Origin of the sequence: Terriglobus sp. TAA 43 (assembly GCF_000800015.1) — a bacterium.
Lineage (GTDB): Bacteria > Acidobacteriota > Terriglobia > Terriglobales > Acidobacteriaceae > Terriglobus.
Genome location: NZ_JUGR01000001.1, coordinates 109,911 through 124,920 on the forward strand (window position 1 = coordinate 109,911; position 15,010 = coordinate 124,920).

A 15,010-nucleotide genomic window follows, 5' to 3' on the forward strand; every position below is an offset into this window, starting at 1 on the left:
AGCTTTAAGGCTTCATGACTACGACAGACCGCCACATGACGGTCTGTCGTATTTGGACTTGATGCTAGCCATACATGACGCCTGCGTGGCTTTGGCCTACTTCAATGAGATAGCCGTCTGGGTCGCGGATGTAGCAGCGTATCTCGCCGTATTTATCGATGGGTTCTGTAAGGAAATCGGCTCCGCGGCTTTTCCATAGCTGATACGACGCCTGCATGTCGGCTACGCGAAAGTTCATGAAGCTGTTGATGTGGTCGGGGTCGGGAGTGCTTAGTGTCACTGTTGGTTTGTCTGGTGTGGGGCCGCCGCCGACGTTCAGGATCATCCAGATATTTGCGAGTTGAAGGTAGCAGGGTGCGTTGCCATCGCCAAGCGTAAGGATGCGAGCGCCGAAGACTTTTTCGTAGTAGCGGGCGGATCGCTCAATGTCACTCACGGTAAGAAAATGTGCGATGCTGAGGCCCTCTTTGGGAGGCATCTCAAAACTGTCTTGTCCGACTTGTATGTCGCTCATGGACTGTTCCTTTTCATGCTGAGGGTTTGCGTGGAATGAACCCCGGCACGCCGGTATTGACTACGTTGTTGAGGCGTTCTCTTGTCTCGATGCGATTGATTTCGTCGAGGGCTTCTTGTGGAAGAGGAGAGATGTTGAAGTTCTCTTGTGCGCGGTCTGCGGATTTTGGGGTGGTGAGTAACGCGGTGCCGCGTTGAATGGCCCATGCGAGCAATACCTGTGCAGGTGTTTTGCCTACGCGTGTGGCGATCTGCGTGATGACTGGATCTTCAAGCGGGCCGGGTCTTGCGCCGTGGCCTAAGGGAGCGAAGGCGAGGAGGATGATGCTTTTCTCTTTGCAGAATTGGAGGAGTTCGTCTTCCGGCAGGTATGGATGCGATTCCACTTGTACGACGGCGGGTTTGATTCTTGCCGCGTCGTAGAGCGGCGCTAGTTTTTCAAGCGTGATGTCTGAGAGGCCGATGGCGTTGCATCTGCCTTGGTCGACAAGACTCTCAAGGGCTTTCCATGTATCGACCAAGGTGATGTCGGTGTCGTAGATGACATTGCCGGATGCGTCGCGCGGATCCTGGTTATCGCCGGGCTGAAATGCGTATGGCGTGTGGATGAGGTAGAGATCGAGATGAGTTAGCTTGAGCCTTTCAAGGCTGGCTTCAAATGCGGGGCGGACGCGTTCTGGTCGATGATTGCTGTTCCAGAGTTTTGTGGTGACGAAGATGTCTTCTCGCTTGAGACCGAGCGCAGCCATGCCGTCTTGTAGCGCTTCGCCAACCTGGCTTTCATTGCGATAGCGCTCGGCGGCGTCGAAGTGTCGAAAGCCGGCTTGCAGTGCGTCGCGGGTGGCACTTACCGTCAGGTTTAAGTCGGGTATGAGAGTCCCAAAGCCCAGAGCCGGCATGAGGCCGCTTCCATCGCGCAGGGGTAATTTCGTCGTCCGAAATTCAGCGTCGGTCACGTGTCCACCTCGGTGGCCAGGGATTCAGGATTTGGCCAAAGTCTACGCTTGGAAGATGTGAAATCGGACGGGAAGAATGTAAATCTCCCGCCAAGTCGTGCCAAGCTGTTCTGCGAAAGCTGCTATGACGTGCTTCCGTATGGTTGTGGCCGCGGTGTAAGCTTGTTCTCTCTTCACAAAGCATTCATTTTTGGCTGTAAGGACTCAACGCATGAAGTCTGGCAGGACCCGGACGCTGCATGTCGGGGCTTTTGCCTTTGCCAGCGTCATGATGGGCGGAGTGTACGCTCAGCAACCGAAAACCGATGCGCCTGTGCCGCAAACGCAGGCGAGCCCTGGTGCCAACGATTCCAAGAGCAGTCTGCCGGATGCGCAGACGGTGATTCACGGAAATTTTGTGCAACGGCTAGGACGCTTTTATTGGGCGGACTGGCGTGGCAAACTTCCTGCTGGGCCGACTCCTGCGCGGCGCGCCTTCGATGCGCCGCTGGATAGTCCGCCATATCCTGCTGGCGACTGGAGCTATGGTGGATCGCCGACGATTGGCGTGCCGGATACGACGACGTATCCGCTGATGACGGCGTTGAAGATGGAGAACAGACGGACGAAGATTTATGGGTGGGCGAAGGGCACATATAACCAGAGCACCAGCCATGACAGCAACTATCCGCTGACGTTTGCTTCGACACCGAACGCCGCGCGCCTGCACCAGGTGGTGACGTTTATTGAACGGTTGCCGGATACGGTGCAGAACACGCACTTTGACTGGGGATACCACATTACCGCGCTGTACTACGGCGTGGACTATCGGTTTACGACAACCAAGGGATACCTGAGCGATCAGCTATTGAACGAAGGGCGCACGTATGGCTTTGATCCTTTGATGGAGTATGCGGATCTGTATTTTCCGGTGAAGGATGGTTTGAATATCCGTGTGGGGCGGTTTCTTTCACTGCCTGGACTCGATTCACCGCTGGCTCCGAATAACTACACGATGACGCGTTCGCTTGTGTACACGGCGGCTCCTGTAACGGAGACGGGAGCAGTGGCCACGTTGAAGTTGAATAAGCAGTGGCTGGTGCAGCTTGGTATGTCGGCGGGGCATGATGTGTCGCCGTGGTCGAGTGACCATAAGCCTTCACTGATTGCATGTGTGAACTATTCGACGGCGACGAATCATGACAACGTCTACGTCTGCGCGAATGGCATTAACGATGGCAAGTATGCCTATAACAATGTGCAACAGTATGACGCGGTCTGGGCGCACAAGTTCAATGCGAAATGGCACATGGCAACGGAAGCGTGGGTGATGTATCAGCGCGATGTGCCGAACATTGCGAACGATGTTGAAAATGCGCCGCCCCCGGAGAGTGGTTCATTAGGCGCCGTGTGCGCGCCGGGTATGTTGCGGTGTTTTACATCTGAATATGCAATCGTTAACTATCTTAACCGTGAGATCAGCCCGTCGTTAACGGTTGGATTCCGTTCGGATCTGTTGAATGACAAGAAGGGGCAACGCACTGGCACTGCTACGAAGTACACAGAGAACACGCTGTACGTGAACCGGTATTTTGGCAGCACGTTCCTGATGCAGTCGGACCTGCGGTTTGATCACTCGTGGGATAAGCTCGGCTATAACAATGGCAAGGCGCGGAACCAGTTGGTGTGGGGTGTCAGCCTTGTGTATCGCTATTGAATGGAGTTTCAAGGGATGACGCAGTTGCCGCGGCTGTACGCGATTCTGGATGCGGAGAGTTGTGCGCGGCGTGGGCTGTCTTTGCTGGAGACTGCGAGGGCCTGGCGCGATGCGGGTGTGACCCTGTTGCAGTATCGCGATAAGGTGGCGTCGGATCTGGGTGTTTTGCGGAATGCTGCGTTGTTGCGCGAAGTGTTTGGTGGCTTAGAGGCCACGCTGATCTTGAATGATCGCGTGCACTTGTTTGCTGATTCAGGATTTGATGGTGTGCATGTGGGGCAGGGAGATGCTTCGGTTGCCGCTGTTCGCGCGGTGATTGGGCCGGATGCGGTGTTGGGTGTTTCCACGCATAATCCTGCGCAGGTTTCTGCAGCGGATTTACTGTCGGTTTCTTATGTGGCGGTGGGGCCGGTGTTTGCTACGTCGACGAAGTTGGATACGGAGCCGGTGGTGGGGTTGGATGGAGTTGCGCTGGCTCGTTCGTTGACGCGGAAACCGCTGGTGGCGATTGGTGGGATTACGCAGGCGAATGCGGCGGCGGTTCTTGAGGCTGGTGCGGATTCTGTGGCGGTGATTTCCGGATTGTTGGATGGGGATGTTCGCGGCTTTGTTGCGGCTCATCGTTAGACAAATGATTGTTCATAGGAGCGCTGTGCATTGGCTAGTCAAGCTGTGAGATGTGAGTGTTACCGGCATGATCCAAAGACATTCGACCGCATGGAACTCTTTCTTCCTTTGGCTGTGGTGATGTTTGTTGGTCTTTGGACGGCGTTGATCATTGATTCCTTCGTCACGACTCTGATGGCAACAGCTATCTGCTACACAGCATTCATTGGGTTAATGACGTTCAGCGCGTATCGCGGGCAACAACCTTTTTTCTTTGGCTGTCCATATACAGAGTCGGTTTTACCGAAGTTGTTTCTGCGACATGGTGCATATCTCGCAGCGGTTCTGCTGCTGGAACTCGTGGCATTCTTAATTCGCGGTTACCTGCCTGCGGCGTTTGTCGTCGCAAGGGGCAAAACTCCTCCAGTGTTAGGAGCAACGCTCTTTTCTCTGACTGTAGTGCTTGCTTTAGTTCAGGCTCTTACAAATCGCCAACTACTTGCACGCGCGCACCATGAGCCTTAGGCATCGTCCATGGAACATGAAGCGAAGCAGGCTTCTCTGCTTCGCTTCCTTTCATTGCGCACGCAATTGGTTCTTAATGCTGAAAAGGAATGCTACGGTGTTGCTGGTTTGGTGAGCGTTGCTAGTTTGCTTTTGGCCATTTTCAGCACGACGCCTGCGTTGCGGTCGGCGGCTTCGCTGATCTTGTATTCGGCGGCGGTGCCGAGGACCATGGCGAATTCCTGCGGTGTGAGTTTGTATTCCTGTTCGAGGTAGGCGGACATGGTTTCTGTGGCGTCGGCGAAGGCCTGGTCGATGGAGCCATCGAGGCCTACGGCCATGATGTGAGTGTCGGTGTCGACGAAGACTCCGGGGATGCGTTTGCCTTTGAGCACCTCTACCTGGACGGTGACGTCGAGCGAGGTTTCGAGGGCGTCGCCTGTGGTTTCGCCGTCGCCCTGAACCGCGTGGCCGTCGCCGAAGAAGAGCAGAGCACCGGGGACGCGAACGGGCAGGAGTACGGTTGCGCCTTCGTTGACTTCATTGAAATCCATGTTGCCGCCGAAGCCACCGCTGTCGCCGGTGCGAATGCCGGGGCCTGAGGCATCACCGGGAGCGACGGCGACGCAGCCGAGCATGGGTCGTACGGGGACGCTGTAATGCTGCATGTGTGGGCCGGGTTTTTCCGGGGTAGCAATGTTGTTGGCGAGGTCGAGATGCCAACGGACGGTGTCTACCTTGTTCTGCGATTTGGCTGCGAGTGCTGGCGTGTTGGCGCGGGGAACGATGCCGTTGGTGCTCATGGCCCAGTCGCGGTTGAGGCGGAGTTTGCGAATGTGGACGACGAGGGTGTCGCCGGGCATGGCGCCGTTCACGTAGAACGGGCCGGTCTGCGGATTGCCGCCGAGCGAGCGCGGTGTGCCGCTGGGGTCATTGCCTCCGGCGTCGACGGTCCATGTGTGGAGCGTGTCGCCAGGGTTGATGGTGAGTACTGGTTTGTACGCGCTGGAGTACTGGCGTTGGAAGACGGTAGGCGTGAACTCATGTGTCCTGGGCGGCGCGGAGGATGCGCTTGACGAGACGTTGCGGACAGCCTTGAACGTGTGCGTGGTGGGGTGATTCACAGTCATGTTCTGTGCCCAGATCATGGTGCCGGTGATGGTATCGCCCGAGATGGTCGCGGTTACGTCCTCGTAGCCATCGCCGCCGGGATCCTTTGCGTGGAAGGTGAGCTTACCGTCCTTGAGGGTGCCTTCGAGTTTGTCGCCTGCGTAGTTGCCGGTGATGTGGTCGCCCTGCTGCTCCACCGTGAGGGGCCAGGTGGTGGGCGTGCCGAATGTGTCTAGCGTGATGGTCCACTTACCGGCGATATTGGGCTGCTGGGCGAGAGCGGGGAGGGAGATAAGCGACAGGAAAACGAGGCTGGCGACTTTCATAGGAGCTCCGTTGGAATTCATTACTCATAGCTACGGAAACAAGGGTAATTTTGCCGAGATTTTCTTCGTTATTTTTACGCCTCGTTGCAGGGCGAGTTAATCCTCCACGAGCCCTAGGTCCACGGGTATCTCCGGCTTAGTCCTTCATGATGAATGGGATGGGGATATGCGAAGTGAAGCTACGCAAAGTAAACGGGCGATGAACGCGACTTGACCAAACTGCGCAACCGGACTATATTCATAAGTGCGGGGTGGAGCAGCCCGGTAGCTCGTTGGGCTCATAACCCAAAGGTCGCAGGTTCAAATCCTGCCCCCGCAACCAATTACCTAAACGATACCCCCACGTAAGAGAATTTGTAATTCTCCGTGAGGGTTTTCTGGCTTTTGGTCGCAAGATTCTTCGTCGCTACGAATCCTTCAAAGTCTTACTTACACAGCAGTGTTCGCGACGTGTTGGACTCCATCCGAGCGTTCCATAAATTTTCATTGCTATCGCTACCTGGGCGTGCGGCATCAGCTTTTGCTGAATGCAGCGTCGATGTCGTCGAGCCAAGACCGGGCAATCGATGTTCGACTACCCGGTCCTGGAGATGTTGGTGGCTCACTCCAAGATTTGCTCTCCACATGCTGGCATGTCAGAAGGAATATCTGAGCGCGAACTGCATTGATCGAGGACTGTTGGTTTGAGATGTTGCTACGCCCAACGTTGGTGAGGTGATGCCGCCTCCTCCTGTGCTGAAGAGTGGATGGTTGAACAGGTTAAACGCCTCAGCACGGAACTGAAGCTGGTGTTCTCCAATGATCTGGAAGTTCTTGATGACGGAAAGATTCGTTTGGAAAATCCAGGGCTGCCAACCTACAGAACGCGTGGTGCCATACTGGCCGGCGGCAGGTTGTGCGAAGCATGCGGGGTTGAAGATGTTGAATCGTGTGCGATGGAATCCCTGCATGGGATTGCAAGTGAGATTCGCGTAAACGGAATGGTAAGGACTGGTATCCGCGTTATTGTTTGCGGTTACGGTGATCGGTTGGCCCGAGGCCAAGTACTGGAGGCCCGCAAGCTCCCAACCGCCAATGATCATGCGGTTGATGATGTTGTCTGAGTTCAGGAAGCTTTTGCCGGGACCGAAGGGAAGGTAATAGATCGGGCTGATGTCGATGTCGTTTTTGCGGTTGAAGCTGGCAGGACCATAGGTCAGTTCTGGATGGTAGATCGACTGAATGTCGCTGTTGTCGCCATCGATGCTGTTCAACGCCTTTTGGAACGTATAAGCGACCAGAAGCTGGAAGTCTCTGGAAAGTCTCCGGTCGAGCTTCACCCCTAACGCATGGTAGTTCGCGCTGTAGGCATTGAGTTGGCCGTCGATGGGACCGCCGCTGGGATAGGGACGGACGTCGAGTTTGCCGGACGTATTTCCTGCAGAGAGCGCTATTGGCTGGTTCAAGTCAGCGCGTGCAGACTGGTGACGAGTCACGTTGCCGAGGTACTGCACCGTGAGCATCGTGCTACTTCCAAGCGTTCGTTCGACGTTCAGGTTCCATTGTTGGGTGGATGTGTCCTTGAGCGTGGGAGTGATGGAGTAACCGCCCTGGCCCGGTACCGACGGTGGGTTGGCGATGAATAAATTCTGAATGTTCACCGGCGACTGAATGTTCAGGCTGTAGCTCTGTGCCACCACGTTGGGGGAGTAGAGCAGCATGAACTGCAAGTTGTTGTAGAGGATGGGCGCGTAGTAAATGCCATAACCACCGCGGATGGCAGTGTGATCTGAGGCCTTGTACGAGAAGCCCACGCGCGGTCCCCAGTCGTTATAGTTTGCGTTCCATGCACCGGAGCGATTGGAGTTTGTTGCAAGCAAATAGAGCGCGCCGCGGCCGTTCTTGTCCGTGGGCGGGTTGATGTAGTCGTAGCGCAGACCGAAGTTCAGCGTCAGGCGCTGTGAAGCTCGCCAATCATCCTGAACAAATCCGGAGACGTCGAATTCGCGGAACGCCCCGGCGGAGTTGCCAGTCAGACCGCTGCCTCTGACAGGGAATCCGAGTTCGAGATCGGCTAACGCATTGCCCTGATCCGATGCGCTGCGCTTGCCAGCGACGTACTGTGATGTTGCTGTTCCATCGAAGGTGTAGTTGCCATTGTTCGTGACGACCCAATCGCCATTGAACTGAACACGGATGAATTCGCCACCGAAGCTGATGGTGTGATTCCCGTGTGTCCAGGTCACTTGATCCGTGAACTGGTACCGGTTCTGGATAGCGCCCTGCGGAGAGTAAGGGTCGCCGAGCGAGGTGTAGTTTGATACTGCAATCGCGGGCGGTGTTGATTGCTCCAGTAGAGGATTGAGATTGTTCAATCCGTAGAAGGCGGCGTAGTTTTTTGCACCTGTTCCTTGTTGTGTGCGGAACAGATTGCTGCGGTTGTAGCCGACTCTGAACGCGTTAACGATGCGGTCGTTGAAGATCTGCGTGTCAGTGATGGAAGCGTTCGTACCTGTGAGGGGAACACTGATACCGAACAGGCCGGGAGTGATGGTGGTTCCGCCGCCTGAGTGGCTGTTACGAGCGACCGTGCCGAAGAGTTGGTTCTTCGGCGAGATGTTCCAGTCGCCTCGAGCAAGGTACTCGTCATAGTTGCTGCTTGACGGGAGATTGATCCGATAGTTGATGTTGTTCACGAGCGGTGCGTTCGGCAGCGGATAGTTTTGCAGCCATTGTTGCGCGAACGCGCTGATCGCAGGAATCCTGTTACCCGGAAATGGGTTGGAGGTGCCGGTTGCCGCGTTGTAGGTGGAGGGATCGTAAATGGTTGGATCCGCCGAGAAGTCTCCGCCACGTTCTGCCAACGTGGGAACGCGATTCTGTGAGAGGCCCGAGGAGTGGCTGCGCAGACCGGAGTAGTCGAAGAAGCCGAAGATCTTGTTGCGATAGATGGGGCCACCGATGTTGCCGCCGAAGAGGTTGTAGCGCAGTGGTGCTTTGGTGGTCGCAAACCAGTTCTTTGCGTTCGCTGCGTCGTTCTGCAGGAAGTCGTACACGGTGCCATGGAATTTGTTGGAACCGCTCTTCGTGATGACGTTGACGACGGCGGGTTGCCGGAAGATGGCAGGAGCGTTGCTGTAAAGCGTGTTGACTTCTTTCGCCGCTTCTACGGACGCAAGGATGTTTGCCGTTTGTGTCAGAAGGTTGGTGTTATCGATACCGTCCTGAAGAAACTGCGTCTGGTTCGGACCCAAACCGGAGAGGATGACCGCGTTGCTTGTCTGGCTGTAGAAGCTCTGGTCACCGGCTGATGTGGAAGCGTCTGTGCCTGCCTGGGAAGCTGGCCCCAGCGTTGCGATGCTGAGAATGCTGCGTCCACCATTGGGAAGTGTGGTTAACTGCACGCTGTCTACGGACGTAGCCAACTCATGGCTGTCTGTTTGCAGAGCGACCGATCCTGAGGAACTGGTTACAGTGACCTCGTCCGAAACGTTGCCAACCTTCAGGTGAACGTCCAGGTTGAGGCCGCCGAGAGTCAGCGAGGCCGGAAGCACCGTTTTGGAGAAGCCTTGCACGGCGACCGTTACGCGGTACGAGCCGACAGTTAACGAGGGTGCAGTATAGAAGCCGTTCGCGTCTGTCGTGACCACTCGTGTCGCCGTGGTTTCCACGTTCTGAATGCTGACAGGAACGTTTGGCATCGCAGCGCCCGAGGCGTCCGTTACGGCTCCTGAGAGGGTGGCGAGGTTTGTCTGTGCGTATGCCTGTCGCTGGGGAATTACCAGAACGCATGCTGAAACCAGAGTTGGAAAAACAAAGCCGGCAAGTGTCGCCACTCTTCGCCGTTCCGCACACCGCATCTGTGCCGTTTTCTTTTCGCCGTCCGCTACCGGCCGCATCACTTCCGAAATGAACCAGGGTCGCATCTTTACCTCCAAATCACAGCAACTGTGAAAGACCTTTTTTATTGCTTCGGCAAGCTCTAAGGTCCGTCTGAATCGACTGTCAATGTTCAGGAGGTGTGGTGTAGGTACGGTGCTGTACGGACGTGTTCCCTATGTTCGTCAGTACCTTACGAGGTGAGGCGTGCTCCGCCGTTACGGCAAGCTTCGGCCATTCGCGGAGGTGAAATTACGTTTTGAAGCAGAAGCAGCCCAGTGTCAGAGACGGCGACAGCTACCAGACTTTGCTGGCAATGACCTGGACTGAGGTGGGGGCGCAGTTCACCAGCGAGGTGTGGAGGACGAGTTCGATGTTCTTGCTCAGAAGGTCTGACTTGGGAATGCCGGATAGCGCCTTCATCTGTACGGGATCGGTGACGAAGTCCGCAACCGCATGTGTTCCGCAGGTGGAAAGGCCGGCAATGGCCAGGACCGGCGCTCCAGCTTTCGAGTCCATCACGCGGAATACAAGAGCGTAGTCATCCATCATCCGAGGCGTCATTTCTGCTTTCAGTGGGTTATGCCAGCGCCGGTGAGCGCCCGCGCGTTCGCGGATTCCAAAGCCCCGGTCGAAATAAAACGGAAGACTCTCATTCATGACCCGTGTCCAGTAGTTGTCGAAGGATCCGATCAAGATGAGCGGCGACCCTTTCAGGTCCATGTAAGGGAGATCTGGACCTGATCGCATCACCGGAGTCCGGTTGTACTTGCTTAGAAATGCGGAGACTCGGATATCGGCGTACACCGAACCGGTGAGCATACCTTCGCCATACGAGAAGACCTGATTCGGCCCCATCTTCGGCAAATCTGCCGTGGGAGGTTCCGGTACGCGTATCGGCCAGTAAAGGTCTGCGGGGGATGAAGCTTCGTCAGCCGGCGATTCGGGTTCATAGACAGGCATTGTCCCCGTGTAGATATAGACGGGCTGCTTGCCCTTTATGATCGGAGTCCACAGCGCATCCATTTCCTGCTGTTGGGGCCGTAGGAAGAACCACCATGCTCCCACTAGAACTATGGCAAGCACCGCTGCGATGGACGCCACCTGAAAGGCTAGTTTTCTCCTGGAAGTGGAGGGGACAGCCGTCGCGGAATCCGACTGCGGGACTATATGCTGTGGTGTTTCGATTGCCGGGACGATGTTCGTGATCACCGGAATGGACATGGAGGCGGGTTTCGTCCCGTCGTGAACCGACTGCGAGCGCTTACCCTTCGTGACCGGCCGGGATACGAATGCGGGACGATAGGTTCCGTTTGGGATCACAATCTGGATGGGGGACTGCTCTGCAGTTGCACCCTCGTAATACTGAGCAAGTCGTTTCCTGAGAAGGCCCATTCGGGAACGAACGATTGGATCTTCGGTCGTGTCGTAATCGGGGCGGCGGCCGAAGACGTAGATCCCAATCATCCTCTCCTTAAGGGTTTCGTCATTCCCCTTAATCGTCTCTTCGACTACGTATCGCAAGAGGGTCTGCAACTGCTGGCTGTCTTTGAAACGCGTGCTGCGGAGGATCTGATCTAACGTTTCCGCAATCTGTTCAGAGGAGTGATGAACTTCGCCCTGCGACCGTTCGCAGGTGGCTTCGATCTCGTTTATGGCAAGCATCGCTTCACCTCGAATTCCGTCTATTTCTCGGCAGCCACCGGAAGACGTTGAATCGTTTCAGAGGAGCCATGATACAGCACCGCACCTGCACTGTTCCGGCAGGACGTTGACAGCATGAAGGTGCCTGTCTGAGGGTGGGAGTGGCTACAGGGCGAAACAAAACTGCCACAGTGTGCGGTGAAAGGTTTCTATTTCATCCTTGCCCTCCTCAGCCGGGCAGGAGGGAATTCGACACACATCCCGTGACACCAGCTATTGAAACGAATCAATCAGAAGCGCCAAACGAAGGAGTTTTGTGCATCGTCGGGAATTCATCACCACGGCTGGCGCCACGCTGTTGCATGGAGGATTGATGGGAACTCCAGCCGCCATAACGCCACCAAAGACGGATGCTTGCATCACCGCGGCGTACTACTTCGGAAATTTCCATGTAGACCCTCGGAATGAGGAGGCTCACGGCAAGGGATGGACGGAATGGAACCTGGTCAAAGCTGCCACGCCGCGGTTCGCTGGTCATCATCAGCCAAAAGTGCCGCAGTGGGGCTACGCTGACGAGTCCACCCCGGAGGCCTTCCGACAAAAGATTGATGCAGCAAGCCAACATGGTGTCGACGCTCTGCTCTTCGACTGGTACTGGTATGAGGATGGGCCGTTCCTCAATGGCGCGTTGGATAAGGGCTATCTGATGGCCCCAAACAACCGCGATGTTCAGTTTGCGCTGATGTGGGCCAATCATGATTGGATCGATCTGCATCCAGCCAAGCTGGACAGTCTCGGCAAGGTCCAGTTTCGCGGTGGGATTTCACGCAAAGCCTTCGACAGGATGTGCGATCGTGTCGTCCAACTGTTCCAGCATCCCTCATACCTCAAGCTGGATGGCGAGCCTTATTTTTCTATCTACGAACTCTTTCGATTTATCGAAGGTATGGGGGGTGTCTCACAGGCGGCACTTGCACTGGATGCTCTCCGCCAAAAGGCGCGTGCTGCAGGTTTTCCCGGCGTCCACATCAATGCAGTGACGTGGGGTGTGAAGCTTCTGCCGGGCGAAACGGAAGTACACAATCTGCCACAACTCCTGAAGCAATTGCGAATCGACAGCACCACGTCTTACGTATGGATTCACCACGCCCAGCTTTCAAAAGAATTCCAAACGGAATATGAAGACGTGCGGCGGCAGTATGAGAAGTACCGCGACAATGCCTCTGACGACTTGGGTTGTATGTACTTTCCGAATGTAACGGTCGGCTGGGATGCCTCGCCTCGCACATGCCAGACCGATAATTTTCGTGTGAGCGGCTACCCCTTTACATCGGTAGTCGTAAACAACTCTCCGCAGGCCTTTGAAGATTCTCTCCGTTCAGCTAAGAAATTTGCTGTGGAGCATCTGCCCGCAGGCAAGCGGTTGGTCACGCTCAATTCATGGAACGAGTGGACGGAGGGTAGTTATCTGGAGCCTGACATGGACCACGGGACTGCTTATCTGGATGCCGTCCATAATGTATTCGGATAAGCCTGATCCATGCCGCCGCCCTAGCATTTCCTAATTGGGGTTAGAGCATTTCTATAGTGGCGATGGACTGTTCAGCGTCGAAGATCACTTTGCCTTCCGATACACTCCGACGTTCGTTACGGCGTTTCCAGCGGAGTCGTAGGAGACGGTTGTGATGGTCATGGTGTGGTCGTGATCTGACAGGACTCGTTGGCTTGTCGCCGCGATTTGGAATGCGTTGCGGTAGGTTGCAATCACCGCATCGCCTTTGCGCTGCAAGCTTACGGGTAGCAGGATGCCTTTGCTGCCGGTCACGATGGCTGGTTTGCCATCGTAATCGGCTGTGTACTCCACGTCGAATGCTTCACCTACTGCTGGTTCGGTATGCGACTGGTAGTGGACGCCGCGCTGTGCCTGCGTCATCTCGATGGTCATGGACTTGGGACATGTTTTTGCTGCGTAATGAGACGTGCGCACATCTAATACCCATCGGCCTAAGAATGGGTCCGCAGTGGTGCTTGCGCCCCAGAGGTAAGCAGGAAAGAGGGCGATGCAGAACGGAATAATTGTGCGCAGCGTCTTCATTCGGTAAGAGTCCCAACTCTGCTGCCGTTAAAGCGACCGAAGAAATTCGAGGATGGATTGTTTATCGATTTCTGACAGTCGATTGAATCGGCTCACGGTGGCGTTCGCCTCTGAGAATCCATACTTCTGCGAGTCGCGATCCTTGGCGGGGTTGTCGCCGCCGTCGAAGCCGGGAAACGAGAAGTGATCCTGGATGGCGGTCATCAGGTCTGACGTTCGACCGTCGTGCAGGAAGTAGATGCGCTGTCCAAGGCCCCACAGAGGCGTTGTGCGGAATTCGTCGGGGCCGGCATCACCCTGCACTACGTTGTCAGCTAGCGTGGCGCCCATGTGATGGATTAGGAGATCGGAATAGAGGTTGACCGTTTGACCACGTAACGCCACGGTCTTTGCTCCTACCTCGTCCCACTGTCCTGCGGGGTTTGCCGTGCCGGGTGTCTTCATGGAAGGCGTATGGCAGAACGCGCAGCCCACCTCTGCAAATAGCTCCTTGCCGCGTCGGGCTGAAGCTGACATAGGCGCAGGCTGCGGGGCATCCACGAAGCGCATGAACTCCGTAAACATCAGCCATGCTGGCATGATTTTCAGCGGATTGTCGTACGACAGAGAGTCGGTCCGAGGCACATCGAATGGTTGATACGCCTTATTGCATTCCGGGTTCTCGTTGCGACTGGTGGGGAAAAGGTCATTACTGATGCCCATCTCAACGTTGTAGGCTTCGCCAGCGAAGACCGTGAGAGATGCGTTTTGTGCTTTCCAGCCGAAGCGGCTGATGGTGCCTGTATTGGGATTGATGTTGGGACGGCCTTCAATACCCAGCGCTCGTTTCTGGTCTCGGTCGGCGCGCATGTTGTCGCGAATCTCGGAGTCCTGAATGGATTCGATCAGGCCCAGACCAAAGAGTTGCAGCGGGATGCGATAGGCCAGGTTGCGCTCACGCAACTCCTTTTCAAAATCGGGCTGCTCCACACGGCAGGATGCAGGTACGTCAGAACGGCCGGCGACGGTGAACAGGCTATGGACACCACCATCTCGCTTTCCGTTCTTGTCGAACTTGAAACGGACCTCGCGGAAGGCTCCATTGCGCTCTTCGAAGCTGGGAATCTTGTTGTGGGCTCCCATTCTGTTTGCAACTTCGTATGCAGCATTGGCGCGAGTAGCGCTGCCGCCGATGGTCGGTTGGAAATGGCAGGTGAAGCACTGGTCTGCATTGAACACAGGACCCATGCCCGCGGAATTGATGAGCTTCTTCGGCGAGAACGGATTCTGTGGATCCGGATCGATGGGGGAGACACCCTGCGGCTGTTGCACACAGGTGTCGCAGGTGCCTTCCAGCTCTGAAACGCGCAGCAGGCTCTCGGTGAACAGAGCGATCTCATTCGCATTCAGGTTCGGCACCGGACTGGGGATGGTGCTCTTGGGATTGGGCCGTGGGCCGGGATCACGCGCACGCATCCACGGTGGGCCAAACTGCTGCGCAGTGGCTGTCTGAGCGATCAGAACGAGAAATAACGAAAGCAGAGTCAACCGACGGAGGCAGTAGGGGAAAGGCTTCAAGGGGCAATCTCCTCAAGAACTCCCGAGAGGAACTGAACGAGCGCAGCCCAATAACGCAGAATCCCTGCGCCCGTTCACCATTCCATCGGGGGTGGGAGAACTATGCATTGGCGCGATGGCAAATGTGTCTTAGGAATGCGCTGTG

The 15,010-nt window shown here is 55.8% G+C and carries 11 protein-coding genes and 1 tRNA gene; 5 read left to right on the forward strand and 7 right to left on the reverse strand.

The window, feature by feature from the left end; genetic code table 11:
• Positions 1 to 64: 64 nt before the first annotated feature.
• Both M504_RS00495 and M504_RS00500 read right to left on the reverse strand, forming a co-directional pair.
• The gene (locus M504_RS00495) at positions 65 to 514 is read right to left on the reverse strand and encodes a VOC family protein (protein WP_047486747.1); all 450 of its coding nucleotides are present in this window, start codon (positions 512 to 514) and stop codon (positions 65 to 67) included.
• A gap of 13 nt (positions 515 to 527) precedes the next feature.
• Positions 528 to 1,412: an aldo/keto reductase gene (locus M504_RS00500; RefSeq protein ID WP_052200148.1), complete on the reverse strand. Its 885-nt coding sequence runs from the start codon at positions 1,410 to 1,412 to the stop codon at positions 528 to 530.
• A 268-nt stretch (positions 1,413 to 1,680) separates the two neighbouring features.
• On the opposite strand from M504_RS00500, the gene M504_RS00505 reads away from it, so the two are divergent.
• From M504_RS00505 to M504_RS00515, 3 genes are all read left to right on the forward strand, one after another.
• Positions 1,681 to 3,165: an outer membrane beta-barrel protein gene (locus M504_RS00505; RefSeq protein WP_047486754.1), complete on the forward strand. Its 1,485-nt coding sequence runs from the start codon at positions 1,681 to 1,683 to the stop codon at positions 3,163 to 3,165.
• Between the two features lie 15 nt (positions 3,166 to 3,180).
• Positions 3,181 to 3,792, forward strand: coding sequence for a thiamine phosphate synthase (thiE, locus tag M504_RS00510; protein ID WP_232296099.1), 612 nt, complete (start codon positions 3,181 to 3,183; stop codon positions 3,790 to 3,792).
• 90 nt (positions 3,793 to 3,882) lie between these two features.
• Positions 3,883 to 4,296 carry a hypothetical protein gene (locus tag M504_RS00515; protein ID WP_047486760.1) on the forward strand — a complete coding sequence of 138 codons (414 nt, stop codon included), beginning with the start codon at positions 3,883 to 3,885 and terminating at the stop codon, positions 4,294 to 4,296.
• A 92-nt stretch (positions 4,297 to 4,388) separates the two neighbouring features.
• On the opposite strand, the gene M504_RS00520 is transcribed toward M504_RS00515, so the two are convergent.
• Positions 4,389 to 5,711 (reverse strand): acetamidase/formamidase family protein, encoded by a 1,323-nt coding sequence (locus M504_RS00520; protein WP_047486763.1) that lies wholly within the window; start codon positions 5,709 to 5,711, stop codon positions 4,389 to 4,391.
• Between the two features lie 245 nt (positions 5,712 to 5,956).
• On the opposite strand from M504_RS00520, the gene M504_RS00525 reads away from it, so the two are divergent.
• Positions 5,957 to 6,033, forward strand: a tRNA-Met gene (locus M504_RS00525).
• 313 nt (positions 6,034 to 6,346) lie between these two features.
• Here the strand turns inward: M504_RS00525 and M504_RS00530 are convergent.
• Together M504_RS00530 and M504_RS20950 are read right to left on the reverse strand one after the other, a co-directional pair.
• A complete protein-coding gene (locus M504_RS00530; RefSeq protein WP_047486766.1) occupies positions 6,347 to 9,616 on the reverse strand; it encodes a TonB-dependent receptor in 3,270 nt (1,089 codons plus the stop codon).
• 250 nt (positions 9,617 to 9,866) lie between these two features.
• Positions 9,867 to 11,234, reverse strand: a complete 1,368-nt coding sequence (locus M504_RS20950; protein WP_052200149.1) for a hypothetical protein — start codon at positions 11,232 to 11,234, stop codon at positions 9,867 to 9,869.
• A gap of 295 nt (positions 11,235 to 11,529) precedes the next feature.
• Here M504_RS20950 and M504_RS00540 point away from each other — a divergent pair, with 295 nt between their 5' ends.
• A complete protein-coding gene (locus M504_RS00540) occupies positions 11,530 to 12,744 on the forward strand; it encodes a glycoside hydrolase family 99-like domain-containing protein (protein ID WP_052200150.1) in 1,215 nt (404 codons plus the stop codon).
• A gap of 84 nt (positions 12,745 to 12,828) precedes the next feature.
• Here M504_RS00540 and M504_RS00545 read toward each other — a convergent pair whose 3' ends face one another.
• Together M504_RS00545 and M504_RS00550 are read right to left on the reverse strand one after the other, a co-directional pair.
• Positions 12,829 to 13,308: a hypothetical protein gene (locus M504_RS00545; RefSeq protein ID WP_047486769.1), complete on the reverse strand. Its 480-nt coding sequence runs from the start codon at positions 13,306 to 13,308 to the stop codon at positions 12,829 to 12,831.
• A 27-nt stretch (positions 13,309 to 13,335) separates the two neighbouring features.
• Positions 13,336 to 14,865: a di-heme oxidoredictase family protein gene (locus tag M504_RS00550; RefSeq protein WP_047486772.1), complete on the reverse strand. Its 1,530-nt coding sequence runs from the start codon at positions 14,863 to 14,865 to the stop codon at positions 13,336 to 13,338.
• Between the last annotated feature and the right edge of the window lie 145 nt (positions 14,866 to 15,010).

What these genes read in the sequence shown, in the direction of transcription:
- M504_RS00495 (WP_047486747.1), bottom strand. Translation starts at nt 514, where the DNA reads ATGAGCGACATACAAGTCGGACAAGACAGTTTTGAGATGCCTCCCAAA.
- M504_RS00500 (WP_052200148.1), bottom strand. Translation starts at nt 1,412, where the DNA reads ATGCCGGCTCTGGGCTTTGGGACTCTCATACCCGACTTAAACCTGACG.
- M504_RS00505 (WP_047486754.1), top strand. Translation starts at nt 1,681, where the DNA reads ATGAAGTCTGGCAGGACCCGGACGCTGCATGTCGGGGCTTTTGCCTTT.
- thiE (WP_232296099.1), top strand. Translation starts at nt 3,181, where the DNA reads ATGACGCAGTTGCCGCGGCTGTACGCGATTCTGGATGCGGAGAGTTGT.
- M504_RS00515 (WP_047486760.1), top strand. Translation starts at nt 3,883, where the DNA reads ATGGAACTCTTTCTTCCTTTGGCTGTGGTGATGTTTGTTGGTCTTTGG.
- M504_RS00520 (WP_047486763.1), bottom strand. Translation starts at nt 5,711, where the DNA reads ATGAAAGTCGCCAGCCTCGTTTTCCTGTCGCTTATCTCCCTCCCCGCT.
- M504_RS00530 (WP_047486766.1), bottom strand. Translation starts at nt 9,616, where the DNA reads ATGCGACCCTGGTTCATTTCGGAAGTGATGCGGCCGGTAGCGGACGGC.
- M504_RS20950 (WP_052200149.1), bottom strand. Translation starts at nt 11,234, where the DNA reads ATGCTTGCCATAAACGAGATCGAAGCCACCTGCGAACGGTCGCAGGGC.
- M504_RS00545 (WP_047486769.1), bottom strand. Translation starts at nt 13,308, where the DNA reads ATGAAGACGCTGCGCACAATTATTCCGTTCTGCATCGCCCTCTTTCCT.